This window comes from Clostridium cylindrosporum DSM 605 (assembly GCF_001047375.1).
GTDB lineage: Bacteria > Bacillota > Clostridia > Clostridiales > Caloramatoraceae > Clostridium_AB > Clostridium_AB cylindrosporum.
On sequence record NZ_LFVU01000003.1, the window covers coordinates 114466 to 140110 of the forward strand.

Annotated in this window: 23 protein-coding genes and 1 other RNA gene; 4 read left to right on the top strand and 20 right to left on the bottom strand. The window is 30.4% G+C overall.

Going from position 1 to position 25645, the window contains the following annotated elements:
• Positions 1 to 46: 46 nt before the first annotated feature.
• The 10 genes from CLCY_RS01940 to CLCY_RS01985 all read right to left on the bottom strand — a co-directional run bounded on the left by CLCY_RS01940 (position 47) and on the right by CLCY_RS01985 (position 9889).
• Positions 47 to 238: a hypothetical protein gene (locus CLCY_RS01940; protein WP_048569454.1), complete on the bottom strand. Its 192-nt coding sequence runs from the start codon at positions 236 to 238 to the stop codon at positions 47 to 49.
• A complete protein-coding gene (frr, locus tag CLCY_RS01945) occupies positions 238 to 792 on the bottom strand; it encodes a ribosome recycling factor (RefSeq protein ID WP_048569455.1) in 555 nt (184 codons plus the stop codon). Before frr ends, CLCY_RS01940 begins: the two co-directional genes overlap by 1 nt.
• A gap of 26 nt (positions 793 to 818) precedes the next feature.
• The gene (gene pyrH, locus CLCY_RS01950; protein ID WP_048569456.1) at positions 819 to 1529 is read right to left on the bottom strand and encodes a UMP kinase; all 711 of its coding nucleotides are present in this window, start codon (positions 1527 to 1529) and stop codon (positions 819 to 821) included.
• Between the two features lie 153 nt (positions 1530 to 1682).
• The gene (tsf, locus tag CLCY_RS01955) at positions 1683 to 2603 is read right to left on the bottom strand and encodes a translation elongation factor Ts (RefSeq protein WP_048569457.1); all 921 of its coding nucleotides are present in this window, start codon (positions 2601 to 2603) and stop codon (positions 1683 to 1685) included.
• Positions 2604 to 2673: 70 nt separating this feature from the next.
• Entirely contained in the window at positions 2674 to 3372 is a 699-nt protein-coding gene (rpsB, locus tag CLCY_RS01960) for a 30S ribosomal protein S2 (protein WP_048569458.1), read from the bottom strand.
• 172 nt (positions 3373 to 3544) lie between these two features.
• On the bottom strand, positions 3545 to 4324 hold the full coding sequence (gene codY / locus CLCY_RS01965) for a GTP-sensing pleiotropic transcriptional regulator CodY (RefSeq protein WP_048569459.1): 780 nt from the start codon (positions 4322 to 4324) through the stop codon (positions 3545 to 3547).
• 277 nt (positions 4325 to 4601) lie between these two features.
• On the bottom strand, positions 4602 to 6692 hold the full coding sequence (topA, locus tag CLCY_RS01970) for a type I DNA topoisomerase (RefSeq protein ID WP_048569460.1): 2091 nt from the start codon (positions 6690 to 6692) through the stop codon (positions 4602 to 4604).
• Between the two features lie 64 nt (positions 6693 to 6756).
• A complete protein-coding gene (gene dprA / locus CLCY_RS13275) occupies positions 6757 to 7824 on the bottom strand; it encodes a DNA-processing protein DprA (RefSeq protein WP_053083234.1) in 1068 nt (355 codons plus the stop codon).
• A 106-nt stretch (positions 7825 to 7930) separates the two neighbouring features.
• On the bottom strand, positions 7931 to 9169 hold the full coding sequence (locus tag CLCY_RS01980; protein ID WP_048569461.1) for a BaiN/RdsA family NAD(P)/FAD-dependent oxidoreductase: 1239 nt from the start codon (positions 9167 to 9169) through the stop codon (positions 7931 to 7933).
• Between the two features lie 84 nt (positions 9170 to 9253).
• Positions 9254 to 9889, bottom strand: a complete 636-nt coding sequence (locus CLCY_RS01985) for a hypothetical protein (RefSeq protein WP_048569462.1) — start codon at positions 9887 to 9889, stop codon at positions 9254 to 9256.
• A 97-nt stretch (positions 9890 to 9986) separates the two neighbouring features.
• Here CLCY_RS01985 and CLCY_RS01990 point away from each other — a divergent pair, with 97 nt between their 5' ends.
• Entirely contained in the window at positions 9987 to 11516 is a 1530-nt protein-coding gene (locus CLCY_RS01990) for a YifB family Mg chelatase-like AAA ATPase (protein ID WP_048569463.1), read from the top strand.
• Between the two features lie 397 nt (positions 11517 to 11913).
• On the opposite strand, the gene CLCY_RS01995 is transcribed toward CLCY_RS01990, so the two are convergent.
• The 8 genes from CLCY_RS01995 to CLCY_RS02025 form a co-directional block, all read right to left on the bottom strand.
• Complete coding sequence (locus tag CLCY_RS01995; RefSeq protein WP_048569507.1) at positions 11914 to 13311, bottom strand: aminopeptidase; 1398 nt, start codon at positions 13309 to 13311, stop codon at positions 11914 to 11916.
• A 16-nt stretch (positions 13312 to 13327) separates the two neighbouring features.
• Entirely contained in the window at positions 13328 to 14269 is a 942-nt protein-coding gene (locus CLCY_RS02000) for a magnesium transporter CorA family protein (RefSeq protein WP_048569464.1), read from the bottom strand.
• Entirely contained in the window at positions 14269 to 14829 is a 561-nt protein-coding gene (locus tag CLCY_RS02005; protein ID WP_048569465.1) for a 5-formyltetrahydrofolate cyclo-ligase, read from the bottom strand. Before CLCY_RS02005 ends, CLCY_RS02000 begins: the two co-directional genes overlap by 1 nt.
• Positions 14830 to 14837: 8 nt before the next feature.
• On the bottom strand, positions 14838 to 16121 hold the full coding sequence (locus CLCY_RS02010) for an ArsB/NhaD family transporter (RefSeq protein WP_048569466.1): 1284 nt from the start codon (positions 16119 to 16121) through the stop codon (positions 14838 to 14840).
• 40 nt (positions 16122 to 16161) lie between these two features.
• Positions 16162 to 17133 carry a class II fructose-bisphosphatase gene (gene glpX / locus CLCY_RS02015; RefSeq protein ID WP_048569467.1) on the bottom strand — a complete coding sequence of 324 codons (972 nt, stop codon included), beginning with the start codon at positions 17131 to 17133 and terminating at the stop codon, positions 16162 to 16164.
• Positions 17134 to 17252: 119 nt separating this feature from the next.
• Positions 17253 to 17858 carry a molybdenum cofactor guanylyltransferase gene (gene mobA / locus CLCY_RS02020; RefSeq protein WP_048569468.1) on the bottom strand — a complete coding sequence of 202 codons (606 nt, stop codon included), beginning with the start codon at positions 17856 to 17858 and terminating at the stop codon, positions 17253 to 17255.
• Positions 17859 to 18149: 291 nt separating this feature from the next.
• Positions 18150 to 18327, bottom strand: a non-coding RNA gene (gene ssrS, locus CLCY_RS13410) — 6S RNA.
• A gap of 82 nt (positions 18328 to 18409) precedes the next feature.
• Positions 18410 to 18838 (bottom strand): YaaR family protein, encoded by a 429-nt coding sequence (locus CLCY_RS02025; RefSeq protein WP_048569469.1) that lies wholly within the window; start codon positions 18836 to 18838, stop codon positions 18410 to 18412.
• A gap of 184 nt (positions 18839 to 19022) precedes the next feature.
• Here CLCY_RS02025 and CLCY_RS02030 point away from each other — a divergent pair, with 184 nt between their 5' ends.
• On the top strand, positions 19023 to 20738 hold the full coding sequence (locus tag CLCY_RS02030; RefSeq protein ID WP_048569470.1) for an ATP-dependent metallopeptidase FtsH/Yme1/Tma family protein: 1716 nt from the start codon (positions 19023 to 19025) through the stop codon (positions 20736 to 20738).
• Between the two features lie 51 nt (positions 20739 to 20789).
• On the opposite strand, the gene CLCY_RS02035 is transcribed toward CLCY_RS02030, so the two are convergent.
• Positions 20790 to 21584 carry a hypothetical protein gene (locus CLCY_RS02035; protein WP_048569471.1) on the bottom strand — a complete coding sequence of 265 codons (795 nt, stop codon included), beginning with the start codon at positions 21582 to 21584 and terminating at the stop codon, positions 20790 to 20792.
• A 200-nt stretch (positions 21585 to 21784) separates the two neighbouring features.
• Here CLCY_RS02035 and CLCY_RS02040 point away from each other — a divergent pair, with 200 nt between their 5' ends.
• A complete protein-coding gene (locus tag CLCY_RS02040) occupies positions 21785 to 23254 on the top strand; it encodes a nicotinate phosphoribosyltransferase (protein WP_048569472.1) in 1470 nt (489 codons plus the stop codon).
• 18 nt (positions 23255 to 23272) lie between these two features.
• On the opposite strand, the gene CLCY_RS02045 is transcribed toward CLCY_RS02040, so the two are convergent.
• The gene (locus CLCY_RS02045) at positions 23273 to 24577 is read right to left on the bottom strand and encodes a hypothetical protein (protein WP_048569473.1); all 1305 of its coding nucleotides are present in this window, start codon (positions 24575 to 24577) and stop codon (positions 23273 to 23275) included.
• A gap of 188 nt (positions 24578 to 24765) precedes the next feature.
• Between CLCY_RS02045 and CLCY_RS02050 the strand changes: the two genes are divergently transcribed.
• Positions 24766 to 25611: a DegV family protein gene (locus tag CLCY_RS02050; protein WP_048569474.1), complete on the top strand. Its 846-nt coding sequence runs from the start codon at positions 24766 to 24768 to the stop codon at positions 25609 to 25611.
• The last annotated feature ends 34 nt before the right edge of the window (positions 25612 to 25645 follow it).

A 25645-nucleotide genomic window follows, 5' to 3' on the forward strand; every position in this document is an offset into this window, starting at 1 on the left:
GGTTAATTCCTAAAAATCATAATCAAAAACCCCTTAAATAAGGGGTTTAAAATAAAGAATAGTATATAATTATCTTATCTTTTTTTTCTACTTTTATTACTCTTTCCTCATGTCCAATTATATCTTCTTTAGGACTTAAAATTTTAATAAATTCATAAGGAGAATAATCTTCAATATTTTTTCCTATTAATTCCTTAGCTTCACTTAAAGTTTTTCCTAGGAGAATAGAAATATCCATTATACAGTTAGAATCTCCTTTTCTTTAGCATCAACAAGCCTATCGATTTCTTTAACGAAACTATCTGTTTTCTTTTGGATAACTTCTTCTGCAGACTTCACTTCATCTTCTGAAGCACCTTCTTTTTTAAGAGCTTTTAACTTATCATTTGCATCTCTTCTTATGGATCTAATAGCAACCTTTGCATCTTCTCCGTTTTTCTTAACAACCTTCACAAGATTTTTTCTTGTTTCTTCTGTTAACTCAGGAACAAGAAGTCTTATAACTTGACCATCGTTTGTAGGATTAAGTCCAAGATCAGATTTTTGAATAGCCTTTTCAATTTCTTTCATCGCACTTTTATCCCATGGCTGAATAACTATCATTCTAGCTTCAGGAGTTGATACAGACGCAAGACCTGAAATAGGTGTTGGAGTTCCATAATAGTCTACTACAACTCTATCAAGCATTGAAGGGTTTGCTCTTCCTGCCTTTAGACCTTGAAGTTCCTTCGATAAAACTTCTATAGATTTTTTCATTTTATCTTCTGAAGCAGATATAACTTCCTTTATCATAACCAAAATCCTCCTTTATAATACACTTAATTAGTAACTAGAGTTCCCGTTACTTCTCCAGTAATCGCCTTTAGAATATTACCAGGTTCATCTAAAGCAAATACTATTATTGGTATATCATTTTCCTTACAAAGTGATGTTGCAGTTGCATCCATAACCTTTAGGTCTTTTTCGAGAACTTCCTTAAAGGTTAACTTATCAAATTTCTTAGCACTTGGGTTAATATTTGGGTCTGAATCATAAACTCCATCAACTTTTTTAGCAAGAAGTATTACTTCAGCATCTGTTTCAGCAGCTCTTAAGGCTGCTGCAGTATCAGTTGAGAAATAAGGATTACCTGATCCAGCAGCAAAAATAACTACTCTTCCCTTCTCTAAGTGTCTTACAGCTCTTCTTCTAATAAATGGTTCAGCAACTTCCTTCATTTCTATAGCAGTTTGAACACGAGTATGAACTCCCATTCTTTCAAGGGAATCTTGCATAGCTAGAGAGTTGATACATGTTGCAAGCATTCCCATATAATCTGAGGTAGATCTTTCCATACCTACTCCATTTCTACCTCTCCATATATTTCCTCCGCCAACTACCATAGTAACTTCTATATTTGATTCTACTAGTTCTTTAACTTCATTTGCTATTCTATCTACTACGTCAAAGTCAAAACCATGTCCCTTTTTTCCAGCTAGCGCTTCTCCACTTAGCTTTAGCATTACTCTTTTATATTTAGGAGAATTCATAGTTGATTAACCTCCATTTGCTCCGAATTATTATTTATATATATATATATATATCTTCTATATTGTATTTGGTTTTTAAAAAAAGAGAACACGGTGTGTTCTCTTTTAAATTACAGTAATCGAAAAATTCTCGATACAATTACAACAAGCAAATTACTTGCTTAGTCCTGCTTGCTTTCTTACTTCTTCAGCGAAGTCTTCTTCTTTCTTTTCTATACCTTCACCTTTTTCAAATCTAGCAAATCTAACAACCTTAATGTCTGATCCTTGTTCCTTTGATTTTTGTTCTACAAGCTTAGTTATAGAGAAATCTTGGTCTCTTATCCAAAGTTGTTCAAGAAGACATACTTCCTTAAAGTACTTGTTAATTCTTCCTTCAACCATCTTTTCAACAACCTTTTCTGGCTTTCCATCATTAAGAGCTTGTTGTCTGTATATTTCTCTTTCTTTATTAAGAACATCTTCTGATACAATGTCTCTTGATAGGAAAAGAGGATTTGATGCTGCAACTTGTAGAGCAAGTTCCTTAGCAACCATTTCAGCAGTTTCTGTCTTAGCTGAGTCAAGCTCAACCATAACAGCTATTCTTCCACCACCATGGATGTATTGTGAAAGAACTCCAGCTGTTTCAAATCTATCAAATCTTCTTACTGACATGTTTTCTCCAAGCTTAGCAATTAGTGCAGTAACTGCTTCTTGAACTGTAATGCTTTCATCTGCAATGTACTTTTCAGCTAATAAAGCTTCAACATCAGCAGCTGATGAAAGTGCTGCTTGCTTAGCAACGTTCTTAGCAAGTGCTATGAACTCTTCGTTTTTAGCAACGAAGTCTGTTTCACAGTTAACTTCTGCAACTGCTCCTCTTGATCCGTCTTCAGATATGTATGTTTCAACAAGACCTTCTGCAGCTACTCTACCAGCCTTCTTAGCAGCTGCTGCAAGACCCTTTTCTCTTAGTAGCTCAACAGCTTTTTCCATATCTCCATCAGTTTCTACTAGAACCTTCTTACAGTCCATCATACCTGCTCCAGTTCTTTCTCTTAACTCGCTAACCATTTTTGCAGTGATTGCCATATTATATTTCCTCCCTTATGTTAATAAAGGTAAGGGATAGGAAACTCCTTTACCCTTACCCCTTATATTATTATTCAGCAGTTTGTTCGCCTTGTCTTCCTTCGATAATAGCTTCTGCTATCTTTCCAGCTATCAGCTTTACGGCTCTAATAGCATCGTCATTTCCTGGTATTACATAATCCACTTCATCTGGATCACAGTTTGTATCTACGATACCAACAACAGGAATTCCTAATATCTTAGCTTCAGCTACAGCATTCTTTTCTTTTCTTGGATCTACTACGAATAGAACATCTGGTGTTCTGTTCATGTTCTTGATACCACCAAGGTTCTTTTCAAGTTTTTCCATTTCATGCTTAAGCTTGATAACTTCTTTCTTAGGTAGAAGATCAAAAGTTCCATCTTCTTGCATCTTTTCAAGATCCATAAGTCTTTGGATTCTAGCTCTGATAGTTTTGAAGTTTGTAAGCATTCCTCCAAGCCATCTTTCACTTACAAAGTGCATTCCGCATCTTGCAGCTTCTTCCTTAACTGAATCTTGAGCTTGCTTCTTAGTACCAACAAATAGTACTTCACATCCATCTACTGAAGCTTCCTTAACGAAATCATAAGCTTCTTCCATCTTCTTTACAGTTTTTTGTAAGTCGATGATATAAATTCCATTTCTTTCTGTGAAGATGTATTCTCCCATTTTAGGGTTCCATCTTCTTGTTTGGTGTCCAAAGTGTACACCAGCTTCTAGTAGTTGTTTCATTGATATTACTGACATATTGCACCTCCAGGTTATTCCTCCGCCATAGTCATTTTTCTAAAAAACCTCTAGGGCACCTTTTCAGAAATTGTACGGCGTGTGTAATTTACCTTACAAAGTATAACATAATTTTTTTTATAAGGCAATACAATCTAATTATATTAGTATATTTATTATCAACCAGTTTTTACTAGTTTTTTAACTTATCTAATTCTTCAATAAGTTTGTCGTTAAGAATCTTTATATGTGTTCCCTTCATACCAAGAGATCTTGACTCTATTACTCCAGCACTTTCAAACTTTCTTAATGCATTAACAATTACAGATCTTGTAATTCCAACTTTATCAGCAATTTTACTTGCAACAAGAAGTCCTTCATTTCCATCTAATTCACTAAAAATACGCTCAACTGCTTCAAGTTCAGAATATGAAAGTGTTCCAAGTGCTAACTGAACAACAGCCTTCTTTCTTGCTTCTTCTTCTATTTCATCATGTCTTGATCTTATTATTTCCATTCCAACAATTGCAGAGCTATATTCTGCAAGAACTAAATCTTCATCATTAAATTCCTTTGAATATCTAGCAAGAATTAAAGTACCAAGTCTCTCTCTATTACCTATAATCGGTATAATAGTTATTGCCTTATTACTATTAATATTTTGCTCTGAAGCACCAAAGGCAGAATATTCACCATCTGTAAGATTAGGTCTACTTTCTGTGATTTGAAGAAGCATAGCATTATACTCTTCAGAAAATTTATTATCTTTTAATAATCTATCCTTAACTAATTCAGCCTCATATTCATCTTTAATACCATGGCCTAAAATTTTTCCTTTTCTACTTGCTACATATACATTACAATCCATTACATCACTTAAAGTTTTACAAATATCTGAAAACATAACAGCTTCAGTAGCTGTTTTTTGTAATATTTTGTTCAATCTTCTTGTTTTATCTAATAGTGTTGACATTACTGAATAACCTCCCAAATAAATCTTTCTAATCTAATAATTTCTTAGTAACTTTAAATAAGCTGCATGTTCTGTTACTATTTTTATAATTTTAATAATAATTATCATATATCGTATATATCGTATATTTTGAAAGTATAGTATATTTTTAGAATTATTAAAAAATATATAATATTTTGAATTGTTCATCCCAAGAACACAACTCACTTTAACATAAAAAAATTTATTAAGCAATATTTGAGAGGGTCTAAAGCTCAGGATAATTGTGAACATTATGTTAATTTATTTTTTCATCATCAGGATTATTTTCTATTTTTTCTTCGTAATCTCCATTATTACATATAAGTTTTGTTTCTTTTTTCGTTGCTTTTTCATAAAGAATCTCTCCACAAACAGGACATTTTTTATTTGTTGGCTTGTTCCAGCTAACGAAATCACATTCAGGGTATGAGCTACATCCATAAAAAGTTCTACCCTTTTTACTTCTTCTTATTACAATGGTAGATTCACATTTAGGACAAGGAACATCAATTTCTTCAAGAATTGGTTTTGTATTTTTACACTCAGGATAATCAGGACAAGCTAAAAACTTTCCGTATCTACCATGCTTTATAACCATATTCTTACCACATTTATCACAAAGTATGTCTGTAACTTCAACAGGTTCTTCAATACTAATTTTTGCTATTTGTTCTTCCGCAGTTTCAATAAGGTCCTTAAGTGGGGAATAGAAGTTATTAACAACCTCTCTCCACTCTTCACTGCCAGCTTCTATTTCATCAAGTTTTTTTTCCATATTAGCTGTAAATTCAACGTTAACTATATTGTTAAAGTATTCGATTAGTAGTTCAGTAACAATTTCCCCAAGTTCAGTTGGTGCCAATGTTTTTTTATCTTTTAAAACATAGCCTCTATCTGTAATTGTACTTATTATTGGTGCATATGTACTAGGTCTTCCAATTCCGTTTTCTTCAAGGGTTTTAACTAAGCTTGCTTCTGTATATCTAGCAGGTGGTTGAGTAAAATGTTGTTTAGGTTCAATACCCTTTGAAATAAGTACTTCTCCTTCATTAAGCTCAGGTAATTTCTTAGATTCATCGTCGTCATCAATTTTATATGTATTAAGAAAGCCTGGAAACTTTATGGTGCTCCCTGATGCTTTAAAAAGATATTCACCTACAGTAACATCAACAGAAACTGAATTAAAAATAGCATCACTCATTTGGCTAGCTATAAATCTACTCCATATAAGTTTATAAAGTTTAAATTGATCATTAGTTAAAGAATCTTTGATTTTTTCAGGTGTTCTTAGGGCTGATGTTGGTCTAACAGCTTCATGAGCATCTTGAGATGTCCCTTTTGATTTATAAACTCTATTAATAGGTGATAAATATTCTTTACCATATTCCTCTTCGATAAAGCTTTTAGCTGAATCCTGGGCTTCCGTAGATAATCTTGTTGAGTCGGTTCTCATATACGTTATAAGACCAACAGTACCTTCACCTTTAATGTCAATACCTTCATACAATTGTTGGGCAACAGACATTGTTTTCTTAGTTGAAAAGTTTATTTTTTTGTAAGCTTCTTGTTGAAGTGTACTTGTTATAAAAGGTGCAGGAGGTACTCTTTTTCTCTCACTTTTCTTCACTTCATGTACAACAAAGTCTTTAGATTTAATTTCATCTAGTATCTTATTTACGTCATTTTCATTATCAAGGGGAAGTTTCGTTTTACCTTTGCCATGAAACTTAGCTTCAAATACTCCTCCTTTAGCTTTAAGCTTTGCGGTTAAAGACCAATATTCTTTTGGAATAAATTCTCTAATTTCTTTTTCTCTATCACAAATCAACTTAACAGCAACAGACTGTACTCTACCTGCACTAAGTCCCCATTTAATCTTTCTCCAAAGTATAGGACTTATTTGATAACCCACGAGTCTATCAACTATTCTTCTAGCTTGCTGTGCATATACTAAGTTATTATTTATTCTGCGTGGATTCTTTATTGCTGATTTGACAGCGGTTTTAGTTATTTCATTAAACTCAATTCTTATACTATCATCGTTATTTAAACCTAAAGCATGTGCTAAATGCCAAGAGATAGCTTCACCTTCCCTATCAGGGTCGGTAGCAAGATATATTTTATCACTTTTTTTAGCTTCCTTTTTTAATGTACTTAAAATTTCACCTTTACCTCTAATTGTTATGTATTTAGGTTCATAGTTATTATCTATATCGACGCCTATTTGGCTCTTTGGAAGATCTCTTACATGTCCCATTGATGCATGAACTTTAAAATTCTTTCCTAGAAATTTACCAATTGTTTTAGCCTTGGCTGGCGATTCCACTATAACCAGGGACTGAGCCATAAAAACACCTCCGAATTTATTTTATACACAATAAGTGTATTATAAATGATATAGTGTTAGAAAATCAAGTTTGGTAAATTGAGTAATAATTACCATAAACCCTCTTGATAATTCTTCTGCACTCAAGTTTACTTAAAATTACTAAAAGCTTATTTGAAGGTATATTGAGGATATTTACTACTTCTTCAAAGCTTTTATTACCACTTTCCAAGCAAGAAACTACATTGGTTTCATCTTCATCTAAATTCTTTTTATGTTCTTTTGAAATTTCTTTGACACAATCGAAGTCCTCTAATATATCATTAACATCGATTACAATCTTTGCACCTTCTTTTATAAGCTTATTACAGCCGATACTTGTAGGTGAATATATGTTTCCTGGAATAGAGTATACTTCTCTACCTTGGTTTAGAGCAAAGTTTGCGGTAATTAAAGACCCACTTTTATCTCCAGCTTCAACTACTAGAGTACCCTTGGATATTCCACTTATAATTCTATTTCTTTCAGGAAACCTATGTTTTAATGGCTCTTGTTCTGGAAAATATTCAGAAATAATACATCCCTTTTTTAAAACTTCATTATAAAGATGTTTATTAGTCTTGGGATAAGTATGCATATGACCACTTCCAATTACTGCTGCAGTAATTCCACTTCCTTCAATAGAACCAATATGTGCACTAGCATCTATTCCTAATGCTAAACCAGAAATAACGGTTATACCATTTAAAGAGATTTCCCTTGCTAGTTTTCTAGCTACTTCCTTTCCATAAATACTTGCACGTCTTGCACCTACTATCCCTATAGAGTTATTAAGATTAATATTGCACCCCTTAATAAAAAGTCCTATAGGTGGCATATAAATATGTTTTAATAAAGCAGGATATTCCTTATCAGTTATAAATACAAATCTTATATTTTCTCTATCTAAATAATCAATAACTTTATTGATATACTCTGAGTCTTTTGCTTTTTCAAATGCCATAGCATCTTTCAGAGATAGTCCTAATTTTAATAAATTTTCATAGCTATGATTATAAAGTTTCTTTAATTCTATTCCTTTATTTAAAATATCCAGTTTTATGTTTTTATCTATGTCTACTTTAGTAAACCATAGTTTTTCAAAAATACTCAATTAATTCTCTCCTATACATTAAATGATATTTACATTCTTGTCATTTAAATATCTTTCTATTCAAAGGTAGTAGGTTTAAGAAAAGCAGTAGAACTTATTCTACTGCTTAATCATGAAATATATTGTTTGCTACAAGATAACCTGAGGACCACGCCCACTGCAAGTTAAACCCACCACAATCGCCATCAATATCTAAAACTTCACCTGCAAAAAACAGCCCTTTTATAATTTTAGATTCAAGTGTTTTAGGGTTAACTTCTTTTACATTAACGCCTCCAGCAGTAACTTGAGAAAACTCCCATCCTGTACATCCTGATATCTTAAAGGTCCAGCCTTTAAGAATTTTACATAGTGATTCAATTTCCTTCTTAGATATATCTTTACATAACTTTTTTAAATTTATTATTCCAGCATCTTTTAATACAATGGGAATCAACTTCTTATTAATTAATCCAATAAGAGCAAAATCAATTGGTTTATTATTGGCAGTAGATAATCTTTCTTTAATTAGTGACATAAATTCTTCATAGTTTAGGTCTTTAAACATATCTACTTTTATATAAGGAGTTTCTTCATTATTATATGCAAACATTGCGGTTCTACTTAGTTGTAAAATAGGTGGACCTGAAATACCATAGTCAGTAAATAGAATCTCTCCATCATACTCCTTTATGGTCTTACCTTGAGATATAATTGCTGCATTACCTATAAATTTTACACCTTTAATTGCCTTTAGATTTTCATAATCTAATTTTAGTTGAACTAGTGCAGGAACTGGATTTATTATACTATGACCTAAATCCTTTGCTATTTTATACCCTATTCCCTTTGACCCTAACTTTGGAGAAGATTTCCCCCCTGTAGCAATTACTACTTTATCAACTAAAAACTTTTCTTTAGTACTACTTAGTAAAACAAAACCTTTATCAGTTTTACTAACCTTTTCTATTGTAGTTAATACTCTTTCCTTTATTCCTTGAGATTCTAATTCATACCTTAATACATCTAATACACTAGATGCTTGATCGCTATAGGGATATACTTTACCCCCATCTTCTTCCTTACAAAGAACTCCAAGTTCATGAAAGAAATCCATAGAATCATATGAACTAAATTCTTTTAAGGCTGAAAATGCAAACTTAGGATTTTCTCCATGAAACCTTGATATATCGATTCCAGTGTTAGTCATATTGCATCTTCCATTACCTGTTGCTAGTATTTTTTTACCTACTCTATCTAATTGTTCAAATAGGAATACCTCACCACCAAAGCGTGATATAAATATAGCTGCTGTTATTCCTGCTGCACCAGCACCAATAATTCCAACTTTCAGTTTTTTTGTCATTTAAACACCTTCTTAAGTTAAATCTAATGCCTTTATAATTTCTTCTGTTATTATACTAACACTTTTCAACCTGAGTCAAATGCGTTAAAACTCTCTTCTAAGGCCAAAGTTAACTTTATGACTTTCCTTAACAGCGTATTTTGCAGCTTGATTTAAATTATCTACACTGTTAGTAGAAATATATTCCTCTATAAGTTCAAAGAACCTTTCTCTTAACAAATCATCTTGAATATACTTTAGCAGGTATTTATATTCTATATATTTATTGTTCTCAATAGACTTTTCTATTTTATCTCTTTCTAATATTAAATTTTTAAGAATACCTAAACTATCTTTACTCATACTTTTTAAGCATTTTGATAGTTTTATGCTTTTAAAAATTGCAAATAATTTGCCCCTTAGACCTAAGATATACCATTCCCCTACTAGTAATAAAGCTACAGTAAAAAGAGAATTGTGAAAGTTAAGTAGTATTGCTACAACATAAATATATACAATACTGATACCTAGAATACTCCACCCCACTTTTTGTTCATAATCCTTTTGATTGAAGCCAATAAACCCCTCTATTCTTCTTTCGATACTATAGATTCTCTCAAATTCCATTCTAGATTTTTTAAATTTTTCAGCAAGGCTTGAGTGCAGATTCTCAAGTCTATCATCATTATTTTGATGAATTTTACCGCATTTAAAATTAACATTTATTATTTTTGTTTTCATTAGTTACCCCCCTATTACATAATTCACAATTTTCCCACAATTCATTGTATAGATAGCCTGAACTACGGCTACAATCTCCAATAAGGAGATGATTTAAATGATTAGTACTATTAATTCAATATCCTTACATGGTGTTGAAGGATTTATAGTAAAAATAGAAGCAGATGTTCAAAATGGAATACCTGTCTTCAATATGGTAGGCCTCCCAGATATAACAATTAAAGAATCAAAAGATAGAGTAAGAGTTGCTATTAAAAATTCTGGATTAGAGTTTCCACTAAGTAGAATCATAGTTAATTTTGCACCAGCTCATCTGAAAAAAGAAGGTCCCCATTTTGACTTACCTATAGCAATAGGCATATTACATAATATTGGAAGTATAAAATCATTTGATACATCTTCAATTGCATTTATTGGAGAGCTTTCACTTAGTGGGGATATAACCTACACTAAGGGATGTCTTCCTATGGTTCTAGAAGCTAGAAGTAAAGGTATTAAAGAAATATTCATTCCATTTGATAATATAAATGAAGTTTCATCTATAGATAATATAGTCATATATCCTGTTAAAACTCTTAAAGAAGTAGTGTTATTTTTAAATAAAGAAATTTCAATAAATCCCCTTAAAATCTCTAGAAATATTTCGAGAAACCTAAATTTTCATTTAGACTTTTCTGAGGTTAAGGGACAAAGCTTCGCTAAAAGAGCAGTAGAAATATGTGCTAGTGGAAATCATAATATATTAATGCTGGGGCCACCGGGGGGTGGCAAAACTATGCTATCTAAAAGAATTCCAACTATACTTCCAAGTCTTACAGTTGAAGAAGCAATTGAAGTAACAAAAATTCATAGTATATCAGGAAAGTGCTCAAATAAAAGCGAATTTATAACTATTCCACCTTTTAGGGAGCCTCACCATACAGCATCATTTAGTGCAATAATAGGTGGAGGTGTAAATCCTCTTCCAGGAGAAATATCTCTTGCACATAATGGAGTTCTTTATCTTGATGAACTTCCTGAATATAAGCGTGAATCCCTTGAGGCATTAAGAGAGCCTATGGAATCAGGTAATATAATAATATCAAGAGCTAAAGGAATATATACATATCCTTCTAGATTTTTACTCGTTGCTTCTATGAATCCTTGCAAATGTGGATATTATGGTTATGATACTATAAACAAACAATGTAGATGTAATGATTATGAAATTAAAAATTATCTTTCTAAAGTTTCTGGTCCAATACTAGATAGAATTGATATACATATTTCTATAGAACCTATTAGCTATAAAGAAATTAATTCTACTAAAAATGAAGAATCTTCAATTAGTATACGAAATAGAGTTGAGAAGGTTCATGAAATCCAGAGAATTCGTTTTATTAATGAAAACATTAAGTTTAACTCTGAAATGCAAACCTCACATATAAAAAAATATTGCCAAATATCTAAGGAAACCAATAATTTTCTTGAAGACATATTTAATAATTTATCTTTAAGTACTCGTTCACTAAACAAGATTCTTAAGCTTTCTAGAACAATTGCGGATATGGATTTATCTGATAGTATAGATTTAAACCATGTAGCTGAAGCTGTTCAATATAGAATATTAGATCGTAAAAGCATATAAATATAAATCATATCTGAAAAAGAAAGCTTTTATTATTTATAGTAACAAAACTACGTAATTATGATAGGTATTACCGCTAAAAATGATAGGTATTACCATTAAATATAGTTTACAATATATTAATAAATATTTCAAAGAATATTAATTAATATTTACAAATATTCTTAATTATTTTATTTTTTTATTATCAGTTTTCTATTTTTTGTTTTCAAATTATATTATCAATTATGATAATATAATTTATGATAAATACTAGTTGGCCAATTTTTTTTACTTTAACCTTATTTTTATAAAGAAAAAGAGTCACTACCTAGTTTTTACTAAATAGTAACTCTTTTTCTTTATTGAATATTAGTATAGAAAGTAATATATTACTTTCATATCACTCTAAATTAGACTATGCTTCTATCATAAAAGCCTTATATGCGCGATAGGCTTCGTATACATCTGCCTTACTTGCTATTTCAAATGGTGCATGCATACTAAGAAGTGCAACTCCACAGTCTACTACCTCCATACCATATTGAGCAAGTATATATGCAATTGTACCCCCGCCGCCTTGGTCTACTTTTCCAAGTTCAGCAGTCTGCCATGTTATTTTGTTATTATTAAATATCCTTCTAACTTTTGCTACAAACTCTGCATTTGCATCATTACTTCCACTTTTACCTCTTGATCCTGTATACTTTGTTAGTACAACACCCTTACCTAAGTATGCAGCATTATTCTTTTCAAGAACAGATTTGTATATAGGATCCATAGCAGCAGTAACATCTGCTGAAAGCATATTTGAATTAGAAAGTGAACGTCTTAAATTAATCTCAGTGTATTCACCTTTAAGATTCATAATTTCTGCTACCATATTTTCAAAGAATCTTGATTCCATTCCTGTGGCACCTACACTGCCTATTTCCTCTTTATCTACAAATAAAGTAACTGCAGTCTTTTGTTGCCCACTAATCTCTGTAAGAGCCATCAATGATGTATATGCACATACTCTATCATCATGACCATAAGCCATAACCATGCTTCTATCAAGGCCTACATCTCTAGACTTTCCAGCAGGTACTATTTCTATTTCTGCACTTACAAAATCTTCTTCAACTATATCATATTTTTCATGTAATATTTTTAGTATATTTGATTTAACTTTTGCTTTACTATTACTATCTTTTAATGGAATACTTCCAACTAGGATATTTAAATCTTCACCTTCTATACCCTTAGCAAGTTTTTTCTCCATTTGATTGGCAGACAGATGTATCAAAAGGTCAGAAATATAAACAACTGGGTCATTTTCATCTTCACCAATAACTATATTAACCTTCTCACCATTTTCTTTAATAAATACTCCATGTATAGCTAATGGAATAGTAACCCATTGGTATTTTTTAATACCTCCATAGTAATGAGTTTCAAACAAAGCAAGACCCTCATCTTGATAAAGTGCATTTGGTTTCAAGTCAATTCTTGGAGCATCTACATGAGAACCTATAATGTTCATTCCATCTACTAAAGATCCTTCTCCTATATTAAATAAAGCAATCGCCTTATCCATATTAATAGCATATACCTTATCTCCAGATTTAATATCCCCACCATTTTTAATAATGTCTTTAAGATTTCTATATCCATTTGCTTTTGCTATTTTGACTATTTCTTCTACAGATTCTCTTTCTGTTTTTGAGTTATCCATAAACTTTTTATAGCCATCATTAAATTCCATTACTTTTTTAATGTCATCATCACTTGCAGTTTCCCAAAAAAGATCATACTTTTTTTCTAATTTTTTCAAAGTAACACCGCCTTTCCTACATCCAGTTTTTCTTTTTAAAGTAGAAAAATAGTCCAACTGATAATCCTATCATTAATAAAATTACATATAAGTAACCAAATTCCCACTTATATTCCGGAATTTTAAAGTTCATTCCATATATACCTGTCACCAAAGTTAACGGAGAAAATATCATTGCAACTATAGTAAAAAGCTTCATTAACTCGTTTGTTTTGTTAGCCATCTCTGTTTCAAAGGATTCTCTAACAAGCGCTGTATATTGAACAAGACTTTCCAAAGAAAGCATAAGTTTATCAATTTTTGAGTTAATGTTTTTGAAGTTTCTGATAGTTTCAACTTCAAATATTTCATTTTCATTTGTAATTAAATCGTCTCCAATATATCTTAAAGGAGCAACTGATCTTCTTAAAGTATGTATTTGATGTCTTAAGTGTATAAGTGCATTTAAAAACTGTTTGCTAGCATTTTTCATTATGTTTAATTCAAGGCTGTCTGCTATCTTCTCAAGTTTTATTATTATCTCATAATCTGTTAAAATTATTTTATCTAGTATATAATATAATAGCTTTGAGGGAGAGTTTTTAGTGGAGAAAAAGGCACTATTTTTATGTGATATAAAGTCGTTTTCAAGTTCCTTAATTATCTTTACTGGACTTTTACATAAAGTGAATATGAATTTCTCATTTAAAAATACTATGATATTCTCTGAAGAAAGCTTTCCAGCATCATAATTCATAGACACAATTGTAAGTAAAGTATATTTATCATAAAATTCAACCTTTGAAGCCTCAAGCTTTGATATACAATCATCATGTGTATAAAGGTTTACACCCATATACTTTTCTAACATATACTTATCGTCATATGACATATTAATCCAGTAAAAACAAGAGGCATCATCACGAATATCACTTTCCTTTATTTCTCTACACTCTCCATCTAGAGCATACATTTTCATTATTCATCACCAGTTTTTATTATGCCCTTTTCTGTAATAATATAATCCATAGCGATGTCATGTTCATCATTATATGCATATTCTACCATTTGAAGTTCGAAGCATACTCCAACCTTGATACCTTTATAGTCATTTAAGAATCTATCATAGTAGCCTGCGCCGTAACCTATTCTAAATCCTCTTTTATCAAAGCCTACACCAGGAACAAAAACAATATCAAGTTCATCTCTATCTAGTAAGTTATCTGTAGGTGGTTCCATTATTCCATAGTTTTCTTTTTTAAGCTCAGATAAACTTTTTATAATACAAGGAAGTATTTTACTACCTTCTTTTATTGACTTAGGAAGTACAACTGTCTTTCCTTCATCGAATGAATGGTTTATTAATTCATCAGTTAAAACTTCGTTTCTAAATGAGTAGTAACTCATAATTGCTTTAGCCTCTTTATACTTATCCCACTCCATTATGTATGAGTTTATAAGTGCGCTTAGCTTTTCTACTTCAACATTTTCCATAGAAGTTCTGTTTTTTATTAGTTCTTTTCTTAATTCTTTTTTCATTTTACACCTCACATAATTGCTAATACTATAAGTCCTATTAGTAATGGGGGAACTATAATTTTAAGAGAAGTTATTGTATATTCCTTAAAACTTATTTTAATACCCCTTTGACTTAATATACCAATCCACATAATTGTTGCAAGAGAGCCTATTGGTGTTATTTTTGCACCAACATCACTTCCTATTACATTCGCAAATGAAATTATTTCTCTTGTAACACCATTTAGTAGACTATCATTTACTGCTATGGAACCTACCATAACAGATGGTAGATTATTCATAAAACATGCAGCTATAGTTGATATTATACCATAGAGAAGTGATACTACTAAAACTGATTTATTATTTAAAAATTGCATAATATTATACATGACAACATTTAAACCATTTATGTATAAACCATAGACTATTAAATACATTGAAAGTACAAAAATTAAAATAGACCATGGTGCTTTTTTTAATATTCCATTTATTTTAACTGTTTTTCGTCTGTAACCCTGAGCTAAAAGAAATAATGCTCCGAGGGTTGATATTATTGATACTGGTATGCGATATAACCCTCCAATAAAATACCCAACTATAACAAGTAATAAAGTAAATATTCCTGAATTAAAAATACTCCAATCCTTAACACAATCATCAGGATTAATTATATTTGTAGTTTTATAATAACCTGTTAGCTCTTTTCTATAATTAATAAACATAGTTACTGAAACAGATACAATTATCACAATCCCTGGGATTATCATTTTACTAAGATAGTAAGTAAAATCAATTGAAAGTGTATCAGCAGCAACAATATTTGCAAGATTGCTAACTACAAGGGGAACACTAGCCGTATCAGCTATATAACCACATGCAAAAAGAAATGGAATAGTTTCCCTGTATGTTAATCCAAGACTTTTCATGGCTTCATAAATTATAGGAGTAAGTATTAGTATTGCCCCATCATTATTAAAGAAAACACTTATTAATGAACCTAATATTATTAAATTTAAAAACAATTTAAATTTATTTCCCTCTGATGTTAATACCATAGTTAAAGCTGACCACTTAAAAAAGCCAATATCGTCAAGTACTAATGATATAATCATTATAGAAATAAGTGAAAGAGCAGCATTCCATACATTTGAAAAGACATATTCAATATCATGAAATTTAACAAGTCCAAACAATAAGGTTAACATCGCAAAAAAAGTTGTATATACCCATTCCTTCTTATTAAAAGGCTTAAGAAATATACAAGTAATTGTAAGTAAAAAAATAAATGCTGAAAAGAAAAAACGCTCCATGTAAAATTCTCCTTATGTATCTTTAAGCATTAAATTTAGATCAATCCAAACTTAACATACTTTTATCTAAATTGTGTGTAGCTTTAACAAATCTAACTGTTCCATTAAATGATCTCATAACTAAGGATTCAGTAATAGCCTTATGTTCTAAGTATCTTACTCCTTTTAGAACATCACAATTTGTTATAGCAGTTGCAGCAAAATATACATCATCGGATTTTATAAGGTCATCTTGAGTAAATATCTTATTCAAGTCATCAATCCCAGCCCTTTTGCACATATTGATTTCTTCATCATTTTGTGGGGTAAGAATAGCTTGTAATTCCCCTCCTATACACTTTAGAGCAGCTGCTGCAAGTGTTCCCTCAGGGGTTCCTCCTATTCCTATAAGCATATCTACTCCCGTATATTCAAATGCTGTTGCAAGTGCTGCAGCTATATCCCCTTCTGAAAATATCTTAACTCTAACACCAACACCCCTAGCTTCTTCAATTATACTTGAATGCCTATCTCTATCTTGAATCATTAAAGTCATTTCTGTTATGTCCTTACTAAGAGATTTTGACACTTTTTTAATATTTTCAGTTAATGAAAGATTTATATCTATAGAACCCTTAGCTCTAGGTCCAACCGCTATTTTTTTCATGTATATTTTAGGAAGACTTAGAATTCCCCCTCTTTCAGTTACTGCTATAGATGATAAAGCATTTGGTCTCCCCTTAGCAACAAGTGATGCACCATCTAGAGGGTCAATTGCAACATCTGCCTTTACCTGATCATCCTCCCACATGCCTACCTTTTCACCATGGTACATTATTGGTAATTTTTCAAGCTCACACTCTCCAATTACAACCTTCCCTTTAATTGGTAAAAGTTCAAAGGCATGTCTTGCCCCATCTACCGCCACCTTGTCAAGTGTTTCACTATTTCCTCTTCCAAGAAATTTTGAGCACTGAAGAGTTGCTGCCTCAGTAACTCTTATAATTCCCATAGCTATATCATAATCTTTCATAATATACCTCCCTAAAAATCATTTACACTTTATAACACTATAACAAGATACTACAATAATATCTTGTTGTTACTTTTGTAATTAAAATATATTTATAGAAAGTATAATTAACCTAGTATTTAATCTAGGTTTTCATTGTTGTATTTTATGTAATTGTCAATATCCTCTTTTGTGTTTAGGTTGTAAAACATTTCAAAGTCCTTGCTAAACTCTCTTGCTATATTTTCTTCAATATATATAGTATTGAGAGAGGATACAAGACTATATATACTTCTACGATTATTATTTAGAAATTCCTCTATACTAGTTGAAACTACTTTAGAATAAAATGCATTAAATGGTTCTATCCATTCATTATATCTGGTGACACAAGCCTCAGCATTTTTGTTTTCTAATTGTTTTATCATATATAAAATATAGCTTTTATTTATTACTGGCATATCACATGCAATAAAGTATACATATTCACTACTAGCTAAGCTAAGTCCTGTATATATACCGGATAATGGTCCTAAACTTTTAATAATATCCTTTGAGGTTTTATCAAAAATATTAAGACTATTTTCATTATTTGTTATTAAAATAATCTCATCAAAAATATCTCGCAATTTTCTAACCATACTTACCAAAAGTCTCTCATTATTTATAACCATATCTTTTTTGTCAAAACCCATCCTAGAACTTTTACCACCTGCTAAAATTACTGCACTGCCAAACTTTTTCATATTTAAATCTACTCCTTAATACTTATGTTGACTATACTAAAAACTGATTTATAATAATAATTATATTACATATAATTTTATTTTAAAAAAACTAATATGTAAAACAGAATTTAAAGAGGTGTTTATTTTGAGTAGAAGAAAAGAAAAGCGCCAAAAAATGATTAAAATCGTTACAGTAGTAATTCTAGTATCCTTTATAGTTAGTTTATTACCTGCTGTAGCTGGACTTTTATAATAAAATATAAAAGAACAAAACTTAACCTCCTGATAAAATCAGGAGGTTATTTACATAGTAAACCCAACATGTCGCTTACTCTAAATTTGATACCCGCCTTCTCAGCAGGTGGGTGCCTGCAAAAAGTATTCTGTTTCCCTACTCGTAGTAGATATAACATATCCTGATTGACATCAGCTCCCCTTTATTCTATGTCGGTTCAAATCTAAAGCTATACGAGCATCCCAGGCATATTAACCTTTCGGCTGTAAGCTTATTGTACATCTTTTTTTAATTGAATACAATACCCCATAAAAAATTTTTTCTATGATAAAAACTACTTATATACATCTACCAATAATCCTCTAATTTCAGATATTCTATTAGCAAGTTCAATACTCTCTTGTTGCTTTTCAATTAAATCCTTCGTTAATTTATCGAGCTTTTCGTTAATTACTTCAATTCGTATGTGTATGCCATAACTATATGGACCTGTTTCTCTCTTTAAAACATAAATATTCTTAACAATTAAATTTAAGTATTCCTTAATTTTATCTTTATATTCCCTTGCATCTTCAACACTTCTTGTTGAAATTAGTTTTTTGCCAATCTTATCTATCTCATCTAACATTTCATCAATTTTTATTTTAGCTTGTTCCTTATTGGCTGTGTCCAGCAAACTAGAAAAATCTCCTATCCCCTCTGTTTTACCTTTCTTTTTTGATTTTCCTATTGTAGGTTTTCTATCTATACCTGAAATTCTCATAGATTTTCCTCCTAAATTATATATCCTCTTTACTTTTGTAATTATAATTATACATTTTCTTCAGCATTATGTCCTAGTTATCGGTTATTTTTTCACATATTTACATGGAATATTTTGCTGTTATTTATTTACATTTCGTATTATTCAATTATAATAAAGTTATGTAAACAAGGAGGTGACTTAGGTGTTAAAAATAAAGAAAAAACTATTTTTTATAACTTTTTTAGCACTAACAATATCCTTATTTATAGGAGTATATTCCTATAATATACCATCGGTAATGAAATCAAGTTATAAGGATTTTCTAGTTAGACTAAATTCAGGTAAAATAAGCGATGTTTATATAGAGTCTTCATCAAATATTAAATATACATTAAAAAATGGAAAAAAATACTCTACTTCAAACCCAAATACAAATACCTTTAAAGAAGAACTTTTGATTAAAGATATTAATGTTCATGAAGGTACTTATTCTTCTAGCAATTTATCAAATATGATAATATCAGTTTTGCTTATACTAGGCGTCGGGCTTTTAGCTTATAGATATATTAAATCTAAATCTAAGCTAAAGTCCTCTTCCTTGTTTAAAGAAGCAACAGCTCCAAATATAAACTTTGATGATGTAGCAGGAAATATAGAAACTAAAGAAAGTCTTAGGGAACTTGTAGATTTTCTAAAAACACCTGAGAAATATAAGAAGTTTAATGCAAGACAACCAAAAGGTGTAATTCTATATGGTCCTCCTGGAACAGGGAAAACATTAATGGCAAAGGCACTCGCTTCAGAAGCTAATGTACCCTTTTATTCAACCAGTGGTTCTGACTTTGTACAAATGTACGCTGGTGTTGGAGCTTCAAGAATTAGAGATTTATTCAAAAAAGCTCGTGAAAATGAAAAGGCTGTTATATTCATAGATGAAGTTGATGCAATCGGAAAAAAAAGAGCAGCCTCCCCTGATTCATCTAATGATGAAAGAGATCAGACATTAAATGCTCTACTAACAGAAATGTCGGGGTTTAAGTCATGTGATAATATTATTGTACTTGCTGCAACTAATAGACTTGATTCACTTGATGAAGCTTTACTTAGACCTGGAAGATTTGATAGACATATCGAAGTATCACTTCCAGATATTAATGCTAGAGAATCTATTCTAAGGCTTCACTGCACTGATAAGCCACTATCAAATGATGTTGATATAAGAAAACTCGCTGAGATGACTGTATATTTTTCAGGTGCAAAACTCGAAAATCTAGTTAATGAAGCTGCAATTCTCGCTGCTAAAAACAACAAGGAATTAATCGAACAGTTTGATTTTGAAAAGGCATATGAAATAGTACTTGCAGGATTTGAAAAGAAAGATAGGAGCTACATCAAGGAAAATGACAGAAGAATAACTGCCTATCACGAAGCTGGACATGCATTAGTTTCTAGATTACTTCTCCCAAATGTTAAGGTAAAAAAGGTAAGTATTATCCCTAGTACAAAGGGTGCTGGAGGATATACTTTAAATATTCATCCTAATAGTCTTTATCATACAAAAATCAGCCTTATAAACAACATTAAAGTATCATTAGCTGGAAGGGCTGCTGAGGATATCATATTTGGAAGTGATAATATCACCACTGGTGCAGAAGGTGACATTAAGCATGCTACAAATATATTACTATCTATGATTAAACATTATGGAATGTTTGAAAGTATGGGAATGCTAAACTACGAAATGATAGAAGGTGCATCTCAAAAAGTCCTTGATTTAAGTAATTATAATATTACGCTATATTATAATGAGGTATTAACCTTACTACAGGAAAATAAGGCTACGCTTGATAAAATAGCAGATGCTCTTTTAGAAAAGGAGTATTTAGAAGAAGATGAACTGTCTATATTAGTTTCTTAAATAAAAGATGTTACTTTCTTAAGTAAAAAATACTTTAAGAAAGTAACATCTTTAATCTTTGTGTGAGTTAAAGTATAAATATCCTCTATCGTACTTAAGTAATGGAACCCCTTTGATAACTTTTTCTCCTTCATCTATTAAATTATATTTACTACTTAGTTCAGATTTTATAAAATTAAAGTTTTTACACTCTTCACTTAAATATAAAGTAATATTTTTATCATATGACATGTAGATAATGAAGTTATCGGAGCTTTTCCATTTACATAACTTATCACATGCTTCTATTACATCCTCAACAATTTTTAAGTTGTATTCATATTCTAGGAACCTTGATACTTTTTCATTTTCGTTTTTAATCTCTAAGTCAATTCTAGGATATTGTAAATTAAAGGTTGTATCTTTTATGTAATTTAACCTCTCTTTAAGTTTATCATCTAAATCAAAGTTCAAATGAAAAGCCTTGGAATAACCTGATTCATAATTTATAAGAAAATTAATTATTATTCCCTCACTAGAGTTTATAATACTGTTTACAATACTATAATCATAGTTATTGTAAACGTCGTAAACAAAATCAAATGAAAAACCATATTCAAGGAATTTAACCTGAATTAAAGCACCAAGAGCATGTTTATCAATATATATTGATTTTTTTGCCTTTAAAATAGTCATAATATTCCTATTTCCACAATTAGCTACTAAATTAATATTATTATTTTCATCTATATAGGAAAAAGTTTTTTCTTCCTTTAAACTTTCATATATAAACCCATACTCTCCTCTTGCTAAGGGGGAAAGTAGTTGACTCTTTGGCATGCTTTTGTAAAATATATTATCAGTCAAATTGTTAACACACCTCCATTATATAAAATTAATTTATAACATATACACATTATACTATTTTATTGCAAAAATTAACATAGTGTTTTATCTTCTATAAAGTTTTATGTTAATTTTCATAATATCTTGTATAATATTTGCGTAAACTATAAAATAGTTTATAAAGAAACTTTGTTTTAATTACAAGCTAAAGGAGAATAACTATGTCTTTTATAATAGATTGGAAGGAAGATAGAAACTTAACTTTACTAGTAGATTTCTATGAACTAACAATGGCAAATGGATTTCTTAAAAGTGGTGTTGGAAATAAAATAGCTTATTTCGACCTGTATTTTAGAAAAGTACCTGATAATGGTGGATTTTGTGTATTTGCAGGACTTCAACAACTAATTGAATACTTAAAAAACCTTAAATTTTCAAGTCAAGACATTGAATATTTAAGATCCAAAAATATGTTTGATGAGGAATTTATATCATATTTAGAAAACTTCAATTTTACCTGCGATGTATGGTCAGTAAATGAGGGAACTCCAGTATTCCCTAACGAACCATTAGTAGTAGTAAAAGGGCCAATAATGCAGGCTCAATTTATTGAAACTATGCTACTTCTAACAATAAATCACCAAACACTTATAGCTACTAAAACTAATAGAATAGTTAGAGCCGCAAAGGGCCGTAGTGTAATGGAGTTTGGATCAAGACGAGCACAAGGATATGACGGTGCTATTTTTGGGGCAAGAGCTGCCTATATAGGAGGATGTACTTCAACCGCCTGTACAATAGCCGAAAAACTATTTGGAGTACCTGCAGTAGGTACTATGGCTCATAGCTGGGTGCAACTCTTTGACACGGAACTTGAAGCATTTAGAGCATGGGTAAAGGCTTATCCTGAAAACAGTCTTCTTTTAGTTGATACATATAATGTACTAAAGTCTGGTATTCCAAATGCTATTAAAGTCTTTAAAGAGGAACTTGCTCCTCTTGGTATTAGACCAAAGGGGATTAGAATAGATAGTGGAGATATTACTTATCTTACTGAGAAGGCAAGAATCATGCTTGATGAAGCTGGTTTTGAAGACTGTAAAATATTAGTTTCAAACTCTTTAGATGAATATATAATTAGAGATGTCCTTAGCCAAGGAGCTAAAATAGACAGTTTCGGTGTTGGAGAAAGACTTATAACTTCAAAATCAGCACCGGTTTTAGGTGGTGTATATAAACTAGTTGCTGTTGAAGAGGATGGAAGTATTATCCCTAAAATAAAAATAAGTGAAAATCCTGAGAAGATAACAACTCCAGGGTTTAAACAAGTTTACAGACTATTTGATAAATATACACATAAGGCAATAGCTGACCTTATTACCTTCAATGATGAGATTATTGATGATAGTAAGCCTTTAGAAATTTTCGACCCTATTTATACGTGGAAAAGAAAAAGGCTAGATAACTACTATGCCAAAAAGCTACTTAACCCAATTTTTGAATCTGGTAAATGTGTATATACATCTCCTAGTGTAAAGGAGATAAGAGAATACTCTCAAAATGAGGTCTCTAATTTATGGGATGAAGTTTTAAGATTTGACTTTCCACATAAATATTATGTTGATCTTTCATCAAATATTTGGGAGATGAAATATTCCCTTCTTAGAAAACATAATTTAAAATATAGATAAACCAGTAGTTTTACTGGTTTATCTTTGTATAAGCTTATATTTTTTTTGATACTGCTCCTCTTCAATATAAAATTGAAGCTTTCTACAACATATTATAAGATGTGAAAGTGCTTTTTTTGCCACCTTTCCTCTTTTACATGATATTTCATATGCATATGAAAGAATACTGTATGCCTCTTTATATTGTTTCTTTACAATTAAAATTTGACCAAGATAATCAAGCATTATAGTATTAACACCAAATATTTTTATAAACTTTATTATTTCTTTTTCTAAAACATTAAAACTCTTATTTTTAATTAGGAAGTTTATCTTATCAACTCTACTCTTCATATAAACTTCATTTTCACTATACAAAAGTTTAATTATATTTTTACCATATTCGTTTATAGTGTAAATTTCTTTATCATTAGCAGTCTCTCTATCTATAATACCTAAATTTATAAATATAGTTTCAAAAACTTTTTTATTAAAATCAACTTTAAGTAAATTTTGTAATCTTGTACTACCCTTTACAAAGGAAATTATATCTTCTGTATCATAGATTTCACTATAGTCAACACATATGCATTCTTCTTTATTGAATATACTACAAACAACAGATATAAACTCATTAATATTAAACTCATTAGAGCTTAATCCCTTTGAATTCCAGTTTACTTCATAGAGAAAAGCATATAAAATTCCTGAATATCTTTCTTCAGGCTCTAATCTTAAAAGGGCCCTCCCCCTTTTTGTAGCAATAAATCTTTTACCCTTCTTTTCTATTAGCTTTATATTTTCTAACGCATGTATCAATAAAGTTGAAGCTTCATCACTTCCCTCTTCATCTAAAATACTCTCTACTTCCAAAATAGTTGAAAAAGTATATACATTAATCTCATCTAAAAGTCTTGTAAATAGATAACTTAATTTGTTTTTAGTAATTTTTCTTATAAATTCCTTAACATTATCCTTTTTCCCTTTAATGCTATCATATTTATCTAAGTAATAATCCTTATTAGTAAACATTCTTCTATAGTATGCAATTTTACCTCCCTTAATAAGCTTTTTAAACTTTAAAAATTCCGTTAGGATAAGCATTGCATCCAGTATTAACTCAATACCTTCACGTCCTAGCAACTTATTATCAAGTATGTCTATTCTATCTGTAAATTCTTCAAAAGCATAAACATCTATACTATCAAGTTCCTTATTAAGTGGAATTAAAATATTATCATATAATAAGTTAACAACTTTTAAGTTATATTCTATTACACTTTCGGATAGTTTTTTTTCTATCATATAATCCTTAAATAGGGAAATTGTATTTATACTTGACATTTGGTAAATATCACTCCAATACTGTTTTATTAGTAATATTTTTACCAATATTTTATATTTTAAAACAAATGATACAGAATATTCTTATAAAGATTATTTTAACAAGTTATTCATTTCCCTATAACTTGTTAAAGAATATTTAAGGATGTATAATGATACTATCTATATAATATTTGGAGGTTAATGATATGGATAAAATTGCTCTTGTAACTGATAGCTCATGCGACTTAACAAAAGAGATTATTCAACAAAATAATATAAATGTATTGCCATTAAGAATCAGTTATAGCCATGGAGAATTTAAAGATGGAGTTGATATTTCTGCTGATGAAGTATACGCTAACTTTAAAAAAGAAATTCCAACTACTTCTATGCCATCCCCTGGAGACTTTTTAGCTACAATTAAAAAAATAAAGTCTGAAGGCTATACTCACTGTTTAGTAGTTTCAATATCCTCTGGTTTAAGTGGTACATATAGTATGATGAATACAGTAGCAAATGAAATTGATGGAATAAAGATTCATATTGTAGACTCGAAATTGTTATCCCGTGGTTTAGGTATGGTCACTTTAGAAGCCGCACGCCTTATTAAACTTGGACTAGACTTTGACATAATAGTATCCAAGCTAGACTCCTTTAAGAAAAACACTAAGGTGTATTTTACTGTTGATACCTTTGAATATCTTCAAAAAGGCGGTAGAATAGGAAAAGTGGCTGCAACAATTGGTACTTTATTAAATGTGAAGCCAATAATATCTATTGATGAGGAAGGAAAGTATTTTACTTATTCAAAGGCTAGAGGTAAGAAAAATGCCCTTGATAAAATGCTTGAACCACTAAAAAAATTCATACTAACTACAAAAGCAAATGTTTCGATACTTCAAGGAATGGCAGAGGATGATGCTCAATTCCTCTACGATAAGATAAAAGAATTTAATAATATAGGTGAAATATGTATTACCCAAATAACACCATCACTTGTTGTTCATACAGGACCTGGTTCTGTAGGTATTGTATTTTCACCATCAAATTAAGAAGAAGCTACTGATTTTCTTTAGTAGCTTCTTC